Source organism: Pseudomonas sp. F(2018), assembly GCF_005508865.1.
GTDB lineage: Bacteria > Pseudomonadota > Gammaproteobacteria > Pseudomonadales > Pseudomonadaceae > Aquipseudomonas.
Window position 1 is genome coordinate 629,686 of sequence record NZ_SCOM01000002.1, and the last position, 16,032, is coordinate 645,717.

General features: G+C 67.0%; 21 protein-coding genes. 18 read left to right on the forward strand and 3 right to left on the reverse strand.

The window, feature by feature from the left end:
* Positions 1-14: 14 nt before the first annotated feature.
* The 8 genes from FFS62_RS11025 (at position 15) to FFS62_RS11060 (ending at position 6,080) form a co-directional block, all read left to right on the forward strand.
* Positions 15-1,136 (forward strand): chemotaxis response regulator protein-glutamate methylesterase, encoded by a 1,122-nt coding sequence (locus tag FFS62_RS11025; protein ID WP_137972862.1) that lies wholly within the window; start codon positions 15-17, stop codon positions 1,134-1,136.
* Positions 1,136-1,876 (forward strand): flagellar motor protein, encoded by a 741-nt coding sequence (locus tag FFS62_RS11030; RefSeq protein ID WP_137972863.1) that lies wholly within the window; start codon positions 1,136-1,138, stop codon positions 1,874-1,876. The genes FFS62_RS11025 and FFS62_RS11030 overlap by 1 nt, the downstream gene beginning before the upstream one ends.
* 14 nt (positions 1,877-1,890) lie before the next feature.
* Positions 1,891-2,775 carry a flagellar motor protein MotD gene (gene motD / locus FFS62_RS11035; RefSeq protein WP_137972864.1) on the forward strand — a complete coding sequence of 295 codons (885 nt, stop codon included), beginning with the start codon at positions 1,891-1,893 and terminating at the stop codon, positions 2,773-2,775.
* Between the two features lie 52 nt (positions 2,776-2,827).
* The gene (locus tag FFS62_RS11040; RefSeq protein ID WP_137972865.1) at positions 2,828-3,616 is read left to right on the forward strand and encodes a ParA family protein; all 789 of its coding nucleotides are present in this window, start codon (positions 2,828-2,830) and stop codon (positions 3,614-3,616) included.
* A gap of 85 nt (positions 3,617-3,701) precedes the next feature.
* A complete protein-coding gene (locus tag FFS62_RS11045; protein WP_137972866.1) occupies positions 3,702-4,526 on the forward strand; it encodes a CheW domain-containing protein in 825 nt (274 codons plus the stop codon).
* A gap of 79 nt (positions 4,527-4,605) precedes the next feature.
* Entirely contained in the window at positions 4,606-5,085 is a 480-nt protein-coding gene (locus FFS62_RS11050; protein ID WP_137972867.1) for a chemotaxis protein CheW, read from the forward strand.
* A 3-nt stretch (positions 5,086-5,088) separates the two neighbouring features.
* Entirely contained in the window at positions 5,089-5,493 is a 405-nt protein-coding gene (locus tag FFS62_RS11055) for a DUF2802 domain-containing protein (RefSeq protein ID WP_137972868.1), read from the forward strand.
* 119 nt (positions 5,494-5,612) lie between these two features.
* Positions 5,613-6,080, forward strand: coding sequence for a rhodanese-like domain-containing protein (locus tag FFS62_RS11060; RefSeq protein WP_137972869.1), 468 nt, complete (start codon positions 5,613-5,615; stop codon positions 6,078-6,080).
* Here the strand turns inward: FFS62_RS11060 and FFS62_RS11065 are convergent.
* Positions 6,034-6,378: an EscU/YscU/HrcU family type III secretion system export apparatus switch protein gene (locus FFS62_RS11065; RefSeq protein WP_137972870.1), complete on the reverse strand. Its 345-nt coding sequence runs from the start codon at positions 6,376-6,378 to the stop codon at positions 6,034-6,036. The genes FFS62_RS11060 and FFS62_RS11065 overlap by 47 nt on opposite strands.
* A complete protein-coding gene (locus tag FFS62_RS11070) occupies positions 6,375-7,925 on the reverse strand; it encodes a flagellar hook-length control protein FliK (RefSeq protein WP_137972871.1) in 1,551 nt (516 codons plus the stop codon). The genes FFS62_RS11065 and FFS62_RS11070 overlap by 4 nt, the downstream gene beginning before the upstream one ends.
* A gap of 149 nt (positions 7,926-8,074) precedes the next feature.
* Here FFS62_RS11070 and ccmA point away from each other — a divergent pair, with 149 nt between their 5' ends.
* The 10 genes from ccmA to FFS62_RS11120 are packed head-to-tail and all read left to right on the forward strand — an operon-like array spanning position 8,075 to position 15,285.
* Positions 8,075-8,710 (forward strand): cytochrome c biogenesis heme-transporting ATPase CcmA, encoded by a 636-nt coding sequence (gene ccmA / locus FFS62_RS11075; RefSeq protein ID WP_137972872.1) that lies wholly within the window; start codon positions 8,075-8,077, stop codon positions 8,708-8,710.
* Entirely contained in the window at positions 8,707-9,378 is a 672-nt protein-coding gene (gene ccmB / locus FFS62_RS11080) for a heme exporter protein CcmB (RefSeq protein WP_137972873.1), read from the forward strand. Before ccmA ends, ccmB begins: the two co-directional genes overlap by 4 nt.
* 13 nt (positions 9,379-9,391) lie before the next feature.
* The gene (locus tag FFS62_RS11085) at positions 9,392-10,150 is read left to right on the forward strand and encodes a heme ABC transporter permease (RefSeq protein WP_171016309.1); all 759 of its coding nucleotides are present in this window, start codon (positions 9,392-9,394) and stop codon (positions 10,148-10,150) included.
* Complete coding sequence (gene ccmD / locus FFS62_RS11090) at positions 10,147-10,323, forward strand: heme exporter protein CcmD (protein WP_137972875.1); 177 nt, start codon at positions 10,147-10,149, stop codon at positions 10,321-10,323. The genes FFS62_RS11085 and ccmD overlap by 4 nt, the downstream gene beginning before the upstream one ends.
* Positions 10,320-10,775 carry a cytochrome c maturation protein CcmE gene (gene ccmE, locus FFS62_RS11095; protein ID WP_137972876.1) on the forward strand — a complete coding sequence of 152 codons (456 nt, stop codon included), beginning with the start codon at positions 10,320-10,322 and terminating at the stop codon, positions 10,773-10,775. The genes ccmD and ccmE overlap by 4 nt, the downstream gene beginning before the upstream one ends.
* Positions 10,776-10,786: 11 nt before the next feature.
* A complete protein-coding gene (locus FFS62_RS11100; protein WP_137973407.1) occupies positions 10,787-12,760 on the forward strand; it encodes a heme lyase CcmF/NrfE family subunit in 1,974 nt (657 codons plus the stop codon).
* Positions 12,757-13,290, forward strand: a complete 534-nt coding sequence (locus FFS62_RS11105; protein ID WP_137972877.1) for a DsbE family thiol:disulfide interchange protein — start codon at positions 12,757-12,759, stop codon at positions 13,288-13,290. Before FFS62_RS11100 ends, FFS62_RS11105 begins: the two co-directional genes overlap by 4 nt.
* A complete protein-coding gene (locus FFS62_RS11110) occupies positions 13,287-13,769 on the forward strand; it encodes a cytochrome c-type biogenesis protein (protein WP_137972878.1) in 483 nt (160 codons plus the stop codon). The genes FFS62_RS11105 and FFS62_RS11110 overlap by 4 nt, the downstream gene beginning before the upstream one ends.
* On the forward strand, positions 13,769-14,965 hold the full coding sequence (gene ccmI / locus FFS62_RS11115; protein ID WP_137972879.1) for a c-type cytochrome biogenesis protein CcmI: 1,197 nt from the start codon (positions 13,769-13,771) through the stop codon (positions 14,963-14,965). The genes FFS62_RS11110 and ccmI overlap by 1 nt, the downstream gene beginning before the upstream one ends.
* Entirely contained in the window at positions 14,962-15,285 is a 324-nt protein-coding gene (locus FFS62_RS11120; protein ID WP_137972880.1) for a hypothetical protein, read from the forward strand. Before ccmI ends, FFS62_RS11120 begins: the two co-directional genes overlap by 4 nt.
* Here the strand turns inward: FFS62_RS11120 and FFS62_RS11125 are convergent.
* Positions 15,282-15,896 (reverse strand): hypothetical protein, encoded by a 615-nt coding sequence (locus FFS62_RS11125; protein ID WP_137972881.1) that lies wholly within the window; start codon positions 15,894-15,896, stop codon positions 15,282-15,284. The genes FFS62_RS11120 and FFS62_RS11125 overlap by 4 nt on opposite strands.
* Positions 15,897-16,032 lie beyond the last annotated feature (136 nt).

Sequence of the window (16,032 nt, forward strand, 5' to 3'; positions counted from 1 at the left end):
GCTCTGGAGTGTTTATGGCAGTCAAGGTCCTGGTGGTGGATGATTCCGGCTTCTTCCGCCGCCGGGTCTCGGAGATTCTCTCCGCCGACCCCGATATCCAGGTGGTCGGTACCGCCACCAACGGCCGCGAGGCCATCGATCAGGCCCTGGCACTGAAGCCGGACGTGATCACCATGGACTACGAAATGCCGATGATGGACGGCATCACGGCCGTGCGGAACATCATGCAGCGCTGTCCGACGCCGGTACTGATGTTCTCCTCGCTGACCCACGAGGGCGCTCGTGTCACCCTCGATGCGCTGGATGCCGGTGCGGTCGACTACCTGCCGAAGAACTTCGAAGACATCTCGCGCAACCCCGAGAAGGTCAAGGCCATGCTGTGCGAGAAGGTACATACCATCGCCCGCAGCAACCGCCGCTACAGCACCTTCAGCGCACCACCCAGCGCGGCGCCTGCCAGCAGCACGTCCAGCGCCTCGGCGCGTCCGGCGCCTGCCGCACCTGCGCCGGCCGCCAGCCGGCCGAGCGCGGCTCCTGCACCGGCGGCGCCCAGTGGTGGCGCCCCAAAGCGTAAATCCTACAAGCTGGTCGCCATCGGCACGTCCACCGGCGGCCCGGTCGCCCTGCAGCGGGTGCTGACCCAGCTGCCGGCCAATTTCCCGGCGCCCATCGTGTTGATCCAGCACATGCCGGCGGCCTTCACCAAGGCCTTTGCCGAGCGCCTGGACAAGCTGTGCCGGATTACCGTCAAGGAAGCCGAGGACGGCGATCTGTTGCGCCCAGGCCTCGCCCTGCTAGCTCCCGGCGGCAAGCAGATGATGGTCGACCCGCGCGGCTCTGTGCGCATCCTCCCGGGCGACGAGCGCCTGAACTACAAGCCCTGCGTCGATATCACCTTCGGCTCCGCCGCCAAGTCGTTCAGCGACAAGGTGCTCGCCGTGGTGCTCACCGGCATGGGCGCCGATGGCCGCGAAGGCGCGCGCCTGCTCAAGCAGGGCGGCAGCCAGGTGTGGGCCCAGGACGAAGCCAGCTGCGTGATCTATGGCATGCCCATGGCGGTAGTGAAGGCCAACCTGGCCGACGCCGTGTACGGGCTGGACGATATCGGCCGGCACCTGGCCGAGGCCTGTATCTGATGGATGTACTGAGCCTCATCGGGATCATCCTGGCGTTCGTCGCCATTCTGGGCGGCAACTACCTGGAAGGCGGCCATGCCGGGGCACTGCTCAACGGCCCGGCGGCGCTGATCGTGATCGGCGGTACTCTCGGTGCGGCGTTTCTGCAGGCGCCGATGAGCGTGTTCAAGCGTTCCCTGGTCATCCTGCGCTGGATCGTCTTCCCGCCGCGCGTCGACCTGGCCGGCGGCATTGCCAGCGTGGTCGGCTGGAGCATGGTGGCGCGCAAGGAGGGACTGCTCGGCCTCGAACCGGTCGCCGATGCAGAGCCGGATCCCTATGCCCGCAAGGGCCTGCAGCTGCTGGTGGACGGTGCCGAGCCGGAAGCCATTCGCAGCATCCTTGAGGTCGACCTGTACACTCAGGAAGGGCGCGATATCCAGGCGGCCAAGGTGTTCGAAAGCATGGGTGGCTATGCGCCGACCATCGGCATCATCGGTGCGGTGATGGGCCTGATCCACGTTATGGGCAACCTGGCCGACCCCAGCAAGCTGGGCGCCGGCATCGCCGTGGCGTTCGTCGCCACCATCTACGGCGTGGCCTTCGCCAACCTGCTGCTGTTGCCGATTGGTAACAAGCTCAAGTCGATCGCGGCGCGTCAGTCGCGTTACCGCGAAATGCTCCTGGAGGGCATCCTCTCCATCGCTGAGGGCGAGAATCCGCGCTCCATCGAGTTGAAGCTGCAAGGCTTCATGGACTGACGGGGTAGACCGACATGGCCCGGCGGCGCCACCACGAGGAACACGAGAATCACGAGCGTTGGCTGGTGTCCTACGCGGACTTCATCACCCTGCTGTTCGCCTTCTTCGTGGTGATGTACTCGATTTCCTCGGTCAACGAGGGCAAGTACAAGGTGCTCTCGGAAAGCCTGGTCGGCGTGTTCAGCGAGCCGGAGCGCGCGATCAAGCCGATTCCCATCGGTGACGAGAAGCCGCGGACCACCGAACCCGATCGCTCGATGATCGAGGACAACCCCAACAGCAGCACCTCCAGCGAAGACTCCAGCGATCCGCTGCAGAAGATCGCCAGCAGCATGCGCGATGCCTTCGGCGACCTGATCGCCTCCGAGCAGCTGACTGTGCGCGGCAACGAACTTTGGGTAGAGATCGAGCTGAATTCCAGTCTGCTGTTCCCCAGCGGCGATGCGGTGCCCAACGAAATGGCCTTCACCCTGATCGAGAAGGTGGCGAAGATCCTCGCGCCCTACGAGAACCCGATCCACGTCGAAGGCTTCACCGACAATCTGCCGATCAGCACTGCCCAGTACCCCAGCAACTGGGAACTTTCCACGGCGCGGGCGGCCAGCATAGTGCGGATGCTGGCGATGGACGGAGTCAATCCCGGACGTCTGGCGGCGGTCGGCTATGGCGAATTCCAGCCGGTGGCCGACAATGCCACTGACGAGGGGCGTTCGCGCAATCGTCGCGTGGTGCTGGTGATCTCGCGCAACCTGGATGTGCGCCGCAGCGTCAGCGGCGTGGGCAGCGGCAATGCCAAGCCCGATGCCGCCCTGAGGCGGGCTGGCACGCAACCTGCACCGGCACAGCCACAGGCGGCACCGGTAAGCGGTTCCGCCAATATTCCGACGCCCGCACCCTGAGGCGTCATCCAGTTCTCGGCAGGGGGACGGCCAGGCCGGGAGGACGAAGAAGATGAAAGTCTGGGCAATAGCCAATCAAAAAGGTGGAGTCGGCAAGACCACCACCTCCATCGCTCTGGCAGGCCTGTTGGCCGATGCCGGCAAGCGCGTGGTGGTGGTCGACCTCGACCCACATGGTTCGATGACCAGCTATTTCGGCCATGATCCGGATAGCCTGGAGCACAGCAGCTTCGATCTGTTCCTGCACCAGGGTACGGTGCCGGACGGCCTGCCGGCGCGCCTGCTGCTGCCGACCAGCCACGAGAACATCTCCCTGCTGCCGTCCAGCACCGCGCTGGCGACCCTGGAGCGCCAGTCTCCGGGGCAGAACGGCCTGGGCCTGGTGGTCGCCAAGAGCCTGGCGCAGCTGTGGGAAAAGTTCGACCATGCCATCATCGACAGTCCGCCGCTGCTCGGCGTGCTGATGGTCAACGCCCTGGCCGCCAGCCAGCAGCTGGTGATCCCGGTGCAGACCGAGTTTCTCGCCGTGAAGGGGCTGGAGCGCATGGTCAGCACGCTGGCCATGATCAATCGCTCGCGCAAGCAGCCGTTGCCCTACACCATCGTGCCGACGCTGTTCGACCGCCGCACCCAGGCTTCGCTGAATACCCTGCGGGTGCTGCGCAATTCCTATCCAGAACACCTGTGGCAGGCCTACGTGCCGGTGGATACGCGTCTGCGCGACGCCAGCCGGGCAGGGCAGACGCCCTCCCAGTTCGACAACAACAGCCGCGGCGTCATCGCCTATCGCGCGCTGCTCAAGCACCTGCTGGCGGGGCAACCGGCCAGTCAGGTAGCCTGACGGAGCAGGCTATGCTGATCAGACCGGTTCAAGTCATCGGCCAACCCTGCCGATAGTCTATAAGACCTATTTCGTGGAACTCCCTATGAGCCGTACCGCCGCCACCGCCACTCGCCCACAGCAGACCCTGCAGTCCTACCTGGATGCGCTGCTGCAGGACGCGGCTGTCGAGCTGGAACAGGAGCTGAGTTTCGACGAGTTCGAGGCCGCCGTGCTCGAGGAGCAGGTGCGCGACGCTCGTCGCGTCGAGGCCAAGCCGGTACTGGCCAGGCCGCTGGCCCTGGCGGAAGCCAAGCCGCAGGTGCTGCCGACCATCGAACTGCGCATGCCGGAAGTGCCCCCGGTCATCGAGGTGCCTGTGGCACCTGCCGAGCCCGAAGTCGAAGTGCAGGAGGCGCAGGCGCCGACACCGGTCGCTTCGCCGAGCCTGGACGGACGGCCGAGCTGGGCAGAAGAGCCCTTCGAATGCCTGCTGTTCGACGTGGCCGGCCTGACGCTGGCCGTGCCGCTGGTGTGCCTGGGCACCATTCACCCGCTGGCGGGTACCGAGCTGACCCCGCTGTTCGGTCAGCCGGACTGGTTCCTCGGCCTGCTGCCGGGTCAGGACTGCAATCTGAAGGTACTGGACACGGCGCGCTGGGTGATGCCCGAGCGCTACCGCGAAGACTTCCGCGACGGCCTGCAGTACGTGATTTCCGTGCAGGGCTATGAGTGGGGCCTGGCCGTGCACCAGGTCAGCCGCTCGATCCGCCTGGACCCGAGCGAGATCAAATGGCGCAGCCAGCGCTCGCAACGCCCCTGGCTGGCCGGTACGGTGATCGAACACATGTGCGCGCTGCTGGACGTCTCGGCCCTGGCCGAGCTGATCGCCAGCGGCGCCACGCGCAACGGAGCGATCCGCGCGAATTGAATGCAACGCCCCGTTCCGTGCGGGGCTCTATAGTTAACGACAAGCGGGCACACCCGCGAACTTGACCGAGGCTAGGGACATGAAGAAATCGTCAGCGCAAGGTTCCGAAGATCCGATTCTGCAGTGGGTAACCTTCCGCCTGGATAACGAGACCTACGGCATCAACGTGATGCAGGTGCAGGAAGTGCTGCGCTACACCGAGATCGCTCCGGTTCCGGGCGCCCCGACCTACGTGCTGGGCATCATCAACCTGCGCGGCAACGTGGTCACCGTGATCGACACCCGCCAGCGCTTCGGCCTGTCGCCGGCGCCGGTCACCGACAACACCCGCATCGTCATCATCGAGGCGGACAAGCAGGTGGTCGGCATCCTGGTCGACAGCGTCGCCGAGGTCGTCTACCTGCGCCAATCGGAAGTCGAGACCGCGCCGAACGTGGGCAACGAGGAATCGGCCAAGTTCATCCAGGGCGTGTGCAACAAGAATGGCGAGCTGCTCATCCTGGTCGAACTGGACAAGATGATGAGCGAGGAAGAGTGGTCCGAGCTGGAGAGCATCTGACCCATGCTGGAGATCGCGGTGGCCGTGCTCGGCGTGTTCAGCGTGCTGCTTGCCGGCTTCTGCTATCAGTTGTCGCTGAAGCTGCGTCAGCAGGCGGAGCTGCAGAAGGAGCGCGACGCTCTCCGCGATCAACGCTTGAAAGAACTGTCCCGCCGCCTGGATGCCTACCTCACCGGTAGCATCCGCATGGGCGAAGAGCTGCATGAGCTGCGCCGCGTGGTGGCGCCGCTGCCGGACAAGCTGAACCAGATGGAGCAGCGCGATCCTTCCAGCCTGTCCTTCACCCAGGCCGCCCGCCTGGTGGGGATGGGCGCCAGCGTCGATGACCTGACCCATTCCTGCGGCCTGACCCAGGCCGAGGCCGAGCTGGTCAGTCGCCTGCACAAGGCGCCAAAGCAGCGTTCTTGAGCCTCTCCCTTACATCCTTCGGTTCTGACTTTCCCATCGCGCGGCGCTAACCGTTCCAAGCGCGCGACATCCCTCTGCCTAAGCTGAATACATGGAGCTGACTTCCCGAGGAGGCCACCATGCGTTCTGCATTGTTGTTGCTGTTGTGCCTGGCCGTGCCGAGTGTGGGTGCCAGCGAGGCGCCGCTGGAGGTTCGCGGCGCCACCACGGTGAATGCCGTGCAGGCACGCCAGCTCTACGAGTTCGGTGTGCTGTTCATCGATGTGCGTCCGGCCCGCGAATGGGGCTGGGGGCATGTGCACGGGGCTCTGCACCTGCAGCTGGACCAGCGCTTCGCCGAGCTGTCTGGGCCGGACTGGCCGCGCAGCATGCCCATCGTTCTGTACTGCGACAGCGAGGTCTGCCCAGAGAGTGCCGAGGCCGCGCGCCTGGCCGTGGGCTGGGGCTTCCAGCAGGTGTATTACTTCCGTTCCGGCTACTTCGCCTGGCAGCTGCTGGATTTCCCCCAGGGCCGGGGGCAGGAGGGCGAGCTGTTCGCCTTTATCGCTGGGGAGCCGCCAACAGCGGCCGGTCAGACGGCGGAGTGACGTCGCGCTCCGCCGGATCCTCGACGAAGCCGGCCGGGCGCTTGCCCTTGAGGTACCAGGCGAAGGCGATGATCTCGGCGATGGTGCGGTACAGAGGCTCGGGAATCGCATCGCCTAGCTCCAGGCGCGCCAGTAGGCGCACCAGTTCGGCGTTCTCGTAGATCGGTACTTCGTACTCGCGGGCGATGGCCAGGATCGCCTCGGCCAGCTCGTCGTCGCCCTTGGCAGTGAGGCTGGGCGCATTGCTGCCGTCGTAGGAGAGGGCGATGGCCTGGCGCGGGGCTTTGTCCTGCTTCATGCGGTTTCATCCACCCAGCGCTGTTCCAGATTGGTCTTCGGGCCTTGTGGTGGCATGCCCTGGCGACAGCTCAGCTCGCCCACCTCCAGGCCGGCGCCGAGCAGGCGCTGACGCAGGTTGTCCAGCTCCTGGTCGATCAGCTGCGCGGTGTCCGCGCGCTCGGCCCACAACTGGCTGGACAGGCTGCCGCGCAGCAGCTGCGCCTGCACCTGCAGCGGGCCCAGCGGGTCGAGATCGAAGGCCAGGTCGATGCGCCACAGCGTTTCCTTCTGCTCCTTCTTGTTGCCGGTGTTGCCCGGCTCCTCACGCTGCAGCTTCACCTGCAGCGGCACCACGTCGTGCTGGTTGCGCATCGGCAGCTCCAGCTGCCAGGTGGTCAGCAGGTTGCCTTCGGGCGTTACCTGGGACTGGGCCAGGCTCGACAGCTGGTGAGTCTGCAGGCGCGACACGGCGGCGGCGGCCAGCTTCAGCAGGGCCTCGAGATCGGCTTCCTCGTCCATCGACTGCAACAGGCGCGAGGGCAGGGGGAAGCTCATGGCCTGCTGGCGCAGGCCGGCCTGGCCGAGTGCACCGAGGGCGTTGCGCACGAAGGCGGGCATGGCCTGGGCCAGTGCACCGCCGGCGCTGGCTGAAGGCATCGGGCCGCCGCCCGGCAGTGTAGGCAGCAGCTGGGCGACCAGGCGCAGCAGGCTGGCCTTGAGGTCCTGCGGCAGGTTCTGGGTCTGCCCGCTGAGCAACTTGGCCTCGAGAAACACGCCGCTCTGCTCCATGGCCTTGGCCAGGCCTTCGGCGCTGCCCAGCTGCTTGCCGTCCGGCAGCATGCCGAGCAGCTTGTCGATGCTGGTGCGCAGCTCGGTCGGCAGGCCGTCCTGCTGGGCCATGCCCTGCAGGCCCTTGAACAGGCCTTCGAGCGAGCCCTGGCGACTCTGCTGGGCGGCCAGTTGCTGGCCCAGCACCAACTGGTCCAGGCGCCCGCTCAGCGGCAGGAAATTGAGCGCCTGGCTGCCCTGCACCTGGGCGGTGAGCAGGCTGCCGATCGGCAGTGGCAGTGGGGTTTCCACGCTCAGCTTGCTGCCGGACAGCGAGGTGTTGAGCAGATTGACCACCACCCGGTAGAGCGCCTGCTGAGTCTTGAGCTGGGCGATCTGCTCGCGGGATTCGACCTTGCCCTGCAGCAGGGTGCCGACCGGCAACTGTTCCAGGTCCAGGCTGGTCAGCAGTCGCGTGTCGCCACCCTGCAGGGCCACGGCCAGACGTGTCTCGGACAGCGCGGTGACGGCCAGCGTGGTGCCCTGGGCCAATGGGCGTGGACTGCTGGCCTCGAGGGTGGTCTGCTTGCCGCCGTTCAGGGTCAGCTTGAGCAGCAGCTGGAAGCTTTGCGCCACCTCCTTGGCTGCCAGCACCTCGGCCTTGGCGGTTTCGCCGGCGGCCAGCATGCCTTCCAGGGGTTGCAGCAGCTTCACCGCCAGATCGGCGGCGTTGGGCGTGGCGGGGCGGACGACCGGCGACGTCGCGGGAAGCGGGCGAGGACTGCTGATTTCTGCCATGGCCGGGTCACACCCTGTCAAAAAGCCGGCTTCGGAGGGTAAAGCCCGGCATGTATAATGCCGGCCGTTTCGGGCTGGCTGTACGGTCAACTTGCCACAGTATAGCGGCCAGCCCCCCTCTGACTTGAACCCCTCCGGGATGCCATGCAGTGATCAGTCCACGACTCCAAGCCGTTGCCCTCGCCTGCGAGCGGGACTGGCGTCTGCTGTTCGAGCACCTGGAGTTGGACCTCGCCGGCGGCACCCTGTTGCAGGTGTCTGGTCCCAACGGCAGCGGCAAGACCAGCCTGCTGCGCCTGCTGGCCGGGCTGATGCAGCCGACCTACGGTGAAGTGCTGCTGAACGGCAAGCCGCTGGCCAGCCAGCATGGCGAACTGGGGCGCAGCCTGCTGTGGATCGGCCACGCGGCCGGCATCAAGGGCCTGCTCACCGCCGAAGAGAACCTGGCCTGGCTCTGCGCCCTGCATCAGCCGGCTGCACGCGATGCCATCTGGCAGGCGCTGGAGGCGGTCGGTCTGCGCGGCTTCGAAGACGTGCCCTGCCACACCCTGTCCGCCGGCCAGCAGCGTCGCGTGGCCCTGGCCCGCCTGTATCTCGATGCGCCACCGCTGTGGGTTCTCGACGAGCCCTTCACCGCCCTGGACAAACAGGGCGTTGCGCAGCTGGAGGCGCACCTGGCCCGCCATTGCGAGCAGGGCGGCCTGGTGGTGCTGACCACCCACCACAGCCTGAGCGAAAAGCCTGCCGGCTATCGCGAACTGGACCTGGGGCGGCGCAGCGCATGAACAACGTCTTCCTCCTGCTGCTGTCGCGCGAGGCGCGCCTGCTGTTCCGCCGCCCGGCCGAGCTGGCCAACCCGCTGGTGTTCTTCGCCATCGTCATCGCCCTGTTCCCGCTGGCCGTCGGTCCCGAGACCAATCTGTTACAGACCTTGTCGCCCGGGTTGATCTGGGTAGCGGCGCTGTTGGCCGTGCTGCTCTCGCTGGACGGGCTTTTCCGCAGTGATTTCGAGGATGGCTCGCTGGAGCAGTGGGTCCTTTCGTCGCACCCGCTGCCCCTTCTGGTCCTGGCCAAGGTGCTGGCACACTGGCTGTTCTCGGGGTTGGCCCTGGTGCTGCTGGCGCCGCTGCTGGCCCTGATGCTCGGTTTGCCCGGACGCTGCCTGCCGGTGCTGCTGGCCTCGCTGCTGCTCGGTACCCCGGTGCTGAGCCTGCTCGGCGCAGTGGGCGCGGCGCTGACCGTCGGTCTCAAGCGCGGCGGGCTGCTGCTGGCGCTGTTGATTCTGCCGCTGTACATCCCGGTGCTGATTCTCGGTACCGGGGCGCTGCAGGCGGCCCTGCAAGGATTGCCGGCGGCCGGTCACCTGTTGTGGCTGGCCAGCCTGACTGCCCTGGCGGTCACCCTGACACCCTTTGCAATCGGCGCCGGGCTGCGAATCAGCGTCGGCGAATAACTAAAGAGTCACCGTGATGAGATGGACCTGGTTTCACCAGTGGGGTTCGCCCAAGTGGTTCTATGAGCGCAGTGGCCGCTGGCTTCCGTGGCTGGCCGCGGCTGCCGTCGTGCTGCTGGCCGTCGGCATCGTCTGGGGCCTGGCCTTCGCGCCGCCCGAGAAGTATCAGGGCAACAGCTACCGGATCATCTACATCCACGTGCCGGCGGCATTCCTCGCTCAGTCCTGCTACCTGATGATGGCGGTGGCCGGCCTGGTCGGCCTGGTGTGGAAGCTGAAGCTGGCCGACGTGGCCCTGCAGCAGGCCGCGCCCATCGGCGCCTGGCTGTGCTTCGTCGCGCTGGTCACCGGCGCCATCTGGGGCAAGCCGACCTGGGGCACCTACTGGATCTGGGACGCGCGCCTGACCTCGATGCTGATCCTGCTGTTCCTCTACTTCGGCGTCATCGCCCTGGGCAATGCCATCTCCAACCGCGACAGCGCGGCCAAGGCCTGCGCCGTGCTGGCGCTGGTCGGTGCGGTGAACATCCCGATCATCCAGAAGTCGGTGGAGTGGTGGAACACCCTGCACCAGGCGGCCACCTTCAAGGTCACCGGCAAGGCCAGCATGAGCATGGAGATGTGGTTGCCGCTGCTGCTCTGCGTACTCGGCTTCTACTGCTTCCTCGGCGCCGTGCTGCTCTATCGCATGCGCACCGAAGTGCTCAAGCGCGAGGCCCGCAGCAGCTGGGTGAAGGCCGAGATCGGCCGTCTGGTGGAGGGCAGGGCATGAGTTTCGCCTCCTTCGCCGAATTCCTCGCCATGGGCCACCATGGCGCCTACGTGTGGTCGGCCTACGGCATCAGCCTGGCGGTGCTGGCCCTCAACGTCGCGCTGCCGATCCTGGCCCGCCGGCGTTACCTGCAAGACGAGGCGCGCCGTCTGCGCCGGGAGAAGCAACAGTGAACGCGGTCCGCAAGAAACGCCTGTACATCGTCCTGGCCATCCTCGTCGGCGTTTCCGCCGCGGTAGGCCTGGCCCTCAGCGCGCTGCAGGAGAACATCAACCTGTTCTATACCCCGACCCAGATCGCCAACGGCGAGGCGCCGCAGGACACCCGCATCCGCGCCGGTGGCATGGTCGCCAAGGGTTCGGTCAAGCGTTCCGCCGACTCGCTGGACGTCGAATTCGTGGTCACCGACTTCGCCAAGAACGTGACCATCCGCTACCGCGGCATCCTGCCGGACCTGTTCCGCGAGGAGCAGGGCATAGTCGCCCTCGGCAAGCTGGGCGCCGACGGCGTGCTGGTGGCCGATGAGGTGCTGGCCAAGCACGACGAGAACTACATGCCGCCGGAAGTCACCAAGGCCCTGAAGGACAGCGGCAAGCTGCCGGCCGACGGCGAGGCCAAGCAATGAACGCCGCGCTGATGATTCCCGAGCTGGGCCATGTGGCCCTGATCCTCGCCCTGTGCCTGGCCCTGGTGCAGGCGACCCTGCCGCTGATCGGCGCCTGGCTGGGTGACCGCCAGTGGATGGGCCTGGCGCAGCCGGCGGCCTGGGGCCAGTTCGCCATGCTGGCGTTCGCCTTCGCCTGCCTGACCTGGGCCTTCATGGCCGATGACTTCTCCGTGGCCTACGTGGCCAACAACTCCAACAGCGCCTTGCCCTGGTACTACAAGTTCAGCGCGGTATGGGGTGCCCACGAGGGCTCGCTGCTGCTGTGGGCCCTGATCCTCAGCGGCTGGACCTTCGCCGTGGCGATCTTCTCGCGCCAACTGCCGGACGTGATGCTGGCCCGCGTGCTGGCCGTGATGGGCATGATCAGCGTCGGCTTCCTGCTGTTCCTGATCATCACCTCCAATCCCTTCGAGCGCCTGCTGCCGGACGCGCCGCTCAACGGCCGCGACCTCAACCCGCTGCTGCAGGACTTCGGCCTGATCGTCCATCCACCGATGCTGTACATGGGCTACGTCGGCTTCTCGGTGGCCTTCGCCTTCGCCATCGCCGCGCTGCTCGGCGGCAAGCTGGACGCCGCCTGGGCACGCTGGTCGCGGCCCTGGACCATAGTCGCCTGGGCCTTCCTCGGCATCGGCATCGCCCTGGGCTCCTGGTGGGCCTACTACGAACTGGGCTGGGGCGGCTGGTGGTTCTGGGACCCGGTGGAGAACGCCTCGTTCATGCCCTGGCTGGTCGGCACCGCGCTGATCCACTCGCTGGCCGTGACCGAGAAACGTGGCGTGTTCAAGAGCTGGACCGTGCTGCTGGCCATCGCCGCCTTCTCCCTGAGCCTGCTCGGCACCTTCCTGGTCCGTTCCGGTGTGCTGACCTCGGTGCATGCCTTCGCCAACGACCCGGCGCGTGGCGTGTTCATCCTGATCTTCCTGCTGGTGGTGGTTGGTGGCTCGCTGGCGCTGTTCGCCGTGCGCGCGCCGGTGGTCAAGAGTCAGGTCGGCTTCGCCCTGTGGTCGCGCGAGACCCTGCTGCTGGCCAACAACCTGATGCTGGTGGTGGCGGCCTCGATGATCCTGCTCGGCACCCTCTATCCGCTGGTGCTCGATGCGCTGTCCGGCGCCAAGCTGTCGGTCGGTCCGCCGTACTTCAACGCGCTGTTCGTGCCGCTGATGGCGCTGCTGATGCTGGTGATGGCCGTCGGCGTGCTGGTGCGCTGGAAGGACACTCCGGTGCAATGGCTGCTGGGCATGCTTACGCCGGTACTGGTCGGCAGTGTGGTGCTCGGTTTCCTCGCCAGCTGGCTGTTCGGTGACTTCCACTGGAGCGTGCTGGCGGTGTTCCTGCTGGCCTTCTGGGTGTTGCTGGCCGGTGTGCGCGACCTGCTCGACAAGTGTCGCCACAAGGGCCTGCTGAAGGGCATCCGTAGCCTCTCCAGTAGCTACTGGGGCATGCAGCTGGCGCACCTCGGCATCGCCGTGTGCGCCATCGGCGTGGTGCTGGTCAGCCACGGCAGCGCCGAGCGTGACCTGCGTCTGGCACCGGGCGAGTCCCTGGAGCTGGGCGGCTATGTGTTCGTCTTCGAGGGCGCCAAGCACTTCGAGGGCCCCAACTTCACCTCGGACAAGGGCACCGTGCGCGTGCTGCAGGATGGCGAGGAAGTCGCCGTGCTGCATCCGGAGAAGCGCCTGTACACCGTGCAGCAGATGCCGATGACCGAGGCCGGCATCGACGCCGGGCTGACCCGCGATCTCTACGTCGCCCTCGGCGAGCCGCTGGAGAATGGCGCCTGGGCCGTGCGTGTGCACATCAAGCCCTACGTGCGCTGGATCTGGCTGGGCGGCCTGATGATGGGCCTCGGTGGCCTGCTGGCGGCCTTCGATCCGCGCTATCGGGTCAAGGTGCGTAGCCGCGTACGCGATGTCCTGGGCATGCCGGAGGCGACTGCATGAAACGCCTGATCCTGCTGTTGCCGCTGGCGCTGTTCCTGGCCATGGCGGTGTTCCTCTACCGCGGCCTGTTCCTCAATCCGCAGGAGCTGCCCTCGGCGCTGATCGACAAGCCGCTGCCGGCCTTCAGCCTGCCGGACCTGAAGAACGAGCAGCGCCTGATCACCGAGAAGGACCTCAAGGGTCCGGCGCTGGTCAACGTCTGGGCCACCTGGTGCCCGACCTGCAAGGCCGAGCACCAGATGCTCAATCGCCTGGCCGAGGCCGGCGTGGTGATCCACGGGGTCAACTACAAGGACGATAGCGAGGCCGCGCGCAAGTGGCTGAAGGACTACCTCGACCCGTACCAGGTCAACGTTGCCGACCCGCAAGGCTCGCTCGGCATCAACCTGGGTGTGTACGGCGCGCCGGAGACCTTCCTGATCGATGCCCAGGGCATCATCCGCCACAAGTACGTCGGCGCCATCGACGAGAACGTCTGGCGCAAGGAGCTGGCGCCGCGTTACCAGGCCCTGCAGGAGGAGAAACCGTGAAGCGCCTGCTGATCGCCTGCCTGCTGGGGCTGAGCCTGGTCGGCGCCGCCCGCGCCGCCATCGACACCTACCAGTTCAAGGACGAGGTCGAGCGCGAGCGCTTCCGCGGTCTCACCGAAGAGCTGCGCTGCCCCAAGTGCCAGAACCAGAACATCGCCGACTCCAACGCGCCGATCGCCACCGACCTGCGCCGCGAGATCTTCCGCATGCTGGAGGAGGGCAGGAGCGACAAGGAGATCGTCGATTTCCTGGTCATGCGCTACGGCGATTTCGTGATGTACAAGCCGCCGCTGGACAGCCGCACCTGGCTGCTCTGGTACGGCCCCTTCGGCCTGCTGGGCCTGGGCGCCATCGTGCTCTGCGTGCTGGTGCTGCGCCGTCGCAAGGTGGAGCAGGCGCCGGCACAGGTGGCCCTGAGCGCCGCCGAACGTGAGCGCCTGGACGCTCTGCTGAAAGAAACCCGGGATACCCAAGACTGATGATCGAATTCTGGCTCGCCGTCGGCCTGCTGCTGCTGGTCGGCACGGCTTTCCTGCTGATCCCCGTGCTGCACGGCCGTCGCGCCCAGGCCGAGGAAGACCGCACCGCTCTCAACGTCGCCCTGTACCAGGAGCGCCTGGCCGAACTCACCGCCCAGCGCGATGCCGGCACGCTGACGGTCGAACAGTTCGACGCCGGCCAGGCCGAGGCCGCGCGTGAGCTGCTGGCCGACACCGAGGGTGCCGGCAATGGCCGCGGCCGCCTGCTGGGCAAGGCCTTGCCGCTGTTGATCGCCCTGGCGCTGCCGGGCCTGACCTTCGGCCTGTACTGGCACTGGGGCGCCAGCCAGGACCTGGCCGCCATGCAGGATCGCCCTAGCATCGACCAGATGACCGCGCGCCTGGAGCAGGCGGTCAAGGACAACCCGGATTCCGCCGAGGCCTGGTACTACCTGGGCCGCATCTACATGGGCAACGGCGACGCCGGCAAATCCGCCATGGCCTACGAGCAGGCGGTGCGCGCCGCCGGCCGCGCGCCCGAGCTGCTCGGCCTGTGGGCCCAGGCGTTGTACTTCGCCGCGGACAAGCAGTGGAGCGCGCAGATGCAGGCGCTCACCGACGAGGCGCTCAAGGCCGACCCCAACGAGGCCACCAGTCTCGGCCTGCTGGGCATCGCCGCCTTCGAGGAAGAGCGCTTCGCCGAGGCCATCGACTACTGGCAGCGCCTGTCGGCGCAGATGCCGGCGGAAGACCCGGCCCGCGCCTCGATCCAGGTCGGCATCGAGCGTGCCCGCGAGCAGCTGCAGGCCGCCGGCCAGCCGGCGCCGGGCGAAGTGGTGAACAAATCCATGGCGCTGATCCGGGTCAGCGTCGATCTGGCTCCTACACTCAAGTCCAAGGTACAGCCGGGCGATACGGTGTTCGTCTTCGCCCGCGCCGCGTCTGGCCCGCCCATGCCGCTGGCGGTCAAGCGCCTGACCGTGGCCGACCTGCCGGCCACGGTCGAACTGAGCGACAAGGATGCGATGATGGAGCAACTCAAGCTTTCCAGCTTCCCGCAGATCCAGCTGGTGGCGCGAATCTCGCGCAGTGGCGTGGCGACCCAGGGTGAGTGGGTCGGCCGTGGTCAACCGATCGCCAGCAGCACCAGCGAACCCCAGCAACTGCTGATCGACAGCCCGGAGCAAGCGCAATGAACAAGTCGCTGGTTTCCCTGAGCCTGCTGCTCGCCCTGAGCGGCTGCGCCCTGCAGCCGGGCGTCACGCCCAAGGGCGGCGAGCCCGCGCAGAAGCAGCAGAGCCACCCGCGCTACGCGCCGCCACCCGGTGGCAATGCCTACTGGGACCCAGCGCTGGGCGTGTACGTGATCCAGGGCAGCACCAAGCTGTACTACCGCGAGCGCGTCTACTACCGCTGGGATCGCGGCTGGAACTGGGCCAGCAGCCCGAACGGCCCCTGGCAGCCCACCGACAATAGCGGTGTGCCGGCCGGTCTGGGCCGCACCATCGCCGACTAACTCTCCAGCTTCGCCAGAGCAGCCTGCAGGTTGCGTCGGGCCGGCGCCTCCCACAGCTCCGCCAGCGGTGCGTGGTGATAGAGCGCCGGTGCATCCAGCAACTGGCGCAACAGCTTGGCGCGGCCGGCGCGGAACAGCGGCTCCGGCACCCAGGCGTACTCGGCGCGCACGGCCGCCTCGTAGCCCGCATACACCGACGCATCGCTGGCCAGGATCGACAGGTCGATATCCACCACCAGCGCCGCATCGGCGTCGTCCGGGGCCTGCTGGTGGCGGGTGGCGAGAATCATCTCGCGTAGCGCTGCAGCCCGTGCGCCCAGACCTGCGTCCTCCAGCCACTGGCAGGAACGCTCGGCGCTGATGGCCTCGTTGTCCTGGCGGCGGGTGTCGTAGATCAGGTCGTGGGTCCACAGCGCCAGCTCCACCAGTGCCGGGTCCCTGGCCAGATGTCGCCAGCGTTGCAGGTGGGCCAGGCAGGCCTGGATATGGCTGACGCCGTGGTAGTGGCGGTCCGGCGCGGCATAGGCCGCCGAGAGCTCAGCGAAGCTGCCGGCAGGGGCCGAGCCGCCAAGTTCCTGCCAGAGCGCTTGCCAGCGTGTTTCCGAGAGCATCCTTCACCTCGCCATGATCGGGGCCGCCAGCATAGCGCGGGGGCGGCTCTTGGCCGCGAAAAACCCTGTGATACACTCCGCCGACCCCCAGATTTGCCCCCTTTTCCAAGGAAATCCATGAGCTTCATGGCAGCGG

Bases quoted from the DNA above. Each gene is read 5' to 3' on its own strand.
- FFS62_RS11025 (WP_137972862.1), top strand. From the start codon at position 15: ATGGCAGTCAAGGTCCTGGTGGTGGATGATTCCGGCTTCTTCCGCCGC.
- FFS62_RS11030 (WP_137972863.1), top strand. From the start codon at position 1,136: ATGGATGTACTGAGCCTCATCGGGATCATCCTGGCGTTCGTCGCCATT.
- motD (WP_137972864.1), top strand. From the start codon at position 1,891: ATGGCCCGGCGGCGCCACCACGAGGAACACGAGAATCACGAGCGTTGG.
- FFS62_RS11040 (WP_137972865.1), top strand. From the start codon at position 2,828: ATGAAAGTCTGGGCAATAGCCAATCAAAAAGGTGGAGTCGGCAAGACC.
- FFS62_RS11045 (WP_137972866.1), top strand. From the start codon at position 3,702: ATGAGCCGTACCGCCGCCACCGCCACTCGCCCACAGCAGACCCTGCAG.
- FFS62_RS11050 (WP_137972867.1), top strand. From the start codon at position 4,606: ATGAAGAAATCGTCAGCGCAAGGTTCCGAAGATCCGATTCTGCAGTGG.
- FFS62_RS11055 (WP_137972868.1), top strand. From the start codon at position 5,089: ATGCTGGAGATCGCGGTGGCCGTGCTCGGCGTGTTCAGCGTGCTGCTT.
- FFS62_RS11060 (WP_137972869.1), top strand. From the start codon at position 5,613: ATGCGTTCTGCATTGTTGTTGCTGTTGTGCCTGGCCGTGCCGAGTGTG.
- FFS62_RS11065 (WP_137972870.1), bottom strand. From the start codon at position 6,378: ATGAAGCAGGACAAAGCCCCGCGCCAGGCCATCGCCCTCTCCTACGAC.
- FFS62_RS11070 (WP_137972871.1), bottom strand. From the start codon at position 7,925: ATGGCAGAAATCAGCAGTCCTCGCCCGCTTCCCGCGACGTCGCCGGTC.
- ccmB (WP_137972873.1), top strand. From the start codon at position 8,707: ATGAACAACGTCTTCCTCCTGCTGCTGTCGCGCGAGGCGCGCCTGCTG.
- ccmD (WP_137972875.1), top strand. From the start codon at position 10,147: ATGAGTTTCGCCTCCTTCGCCGAATTCCTCGCCATGGGCCACCATGGC.
- FFS62_RS11100 (WP_137973407.1), top strand. From the start codon at position 10,787: ATGATTCCCGAGCTGGGCCATGTGGCCCTGATCCTCGCCCTGTGCCTG.
- FFS62_RS11105 (WP_137972877.1), top strand. From the start codon at position 12,757: ATGAAACGCCTGATCCTGCTGTTGCCGCTGGCGCTGTTCCTGGCCATG.
- ccmI (WP_137972879.1), top strand. From the start codon at position 13,769: ATGATCGAATTCTGGCTCGCCGTCGGCCTGCTGCTGCTGGTCGGCACG.
- FFS62_RS11120 (WP_137972880.1), top strand. From the start codon at position 14,962: ATGAACAAGTCGCTGGTTTCCCTGAGCCTGCTGCTCGCCCTGAGCGGC.
- FFS62_RS11125 (WP_137972881.1), bottom strand. From the start codon at position 15,896: ATGCTCTCGGAAACACGCTGGCAAGCGCTCTGGCAGGAACTTGGCGGC.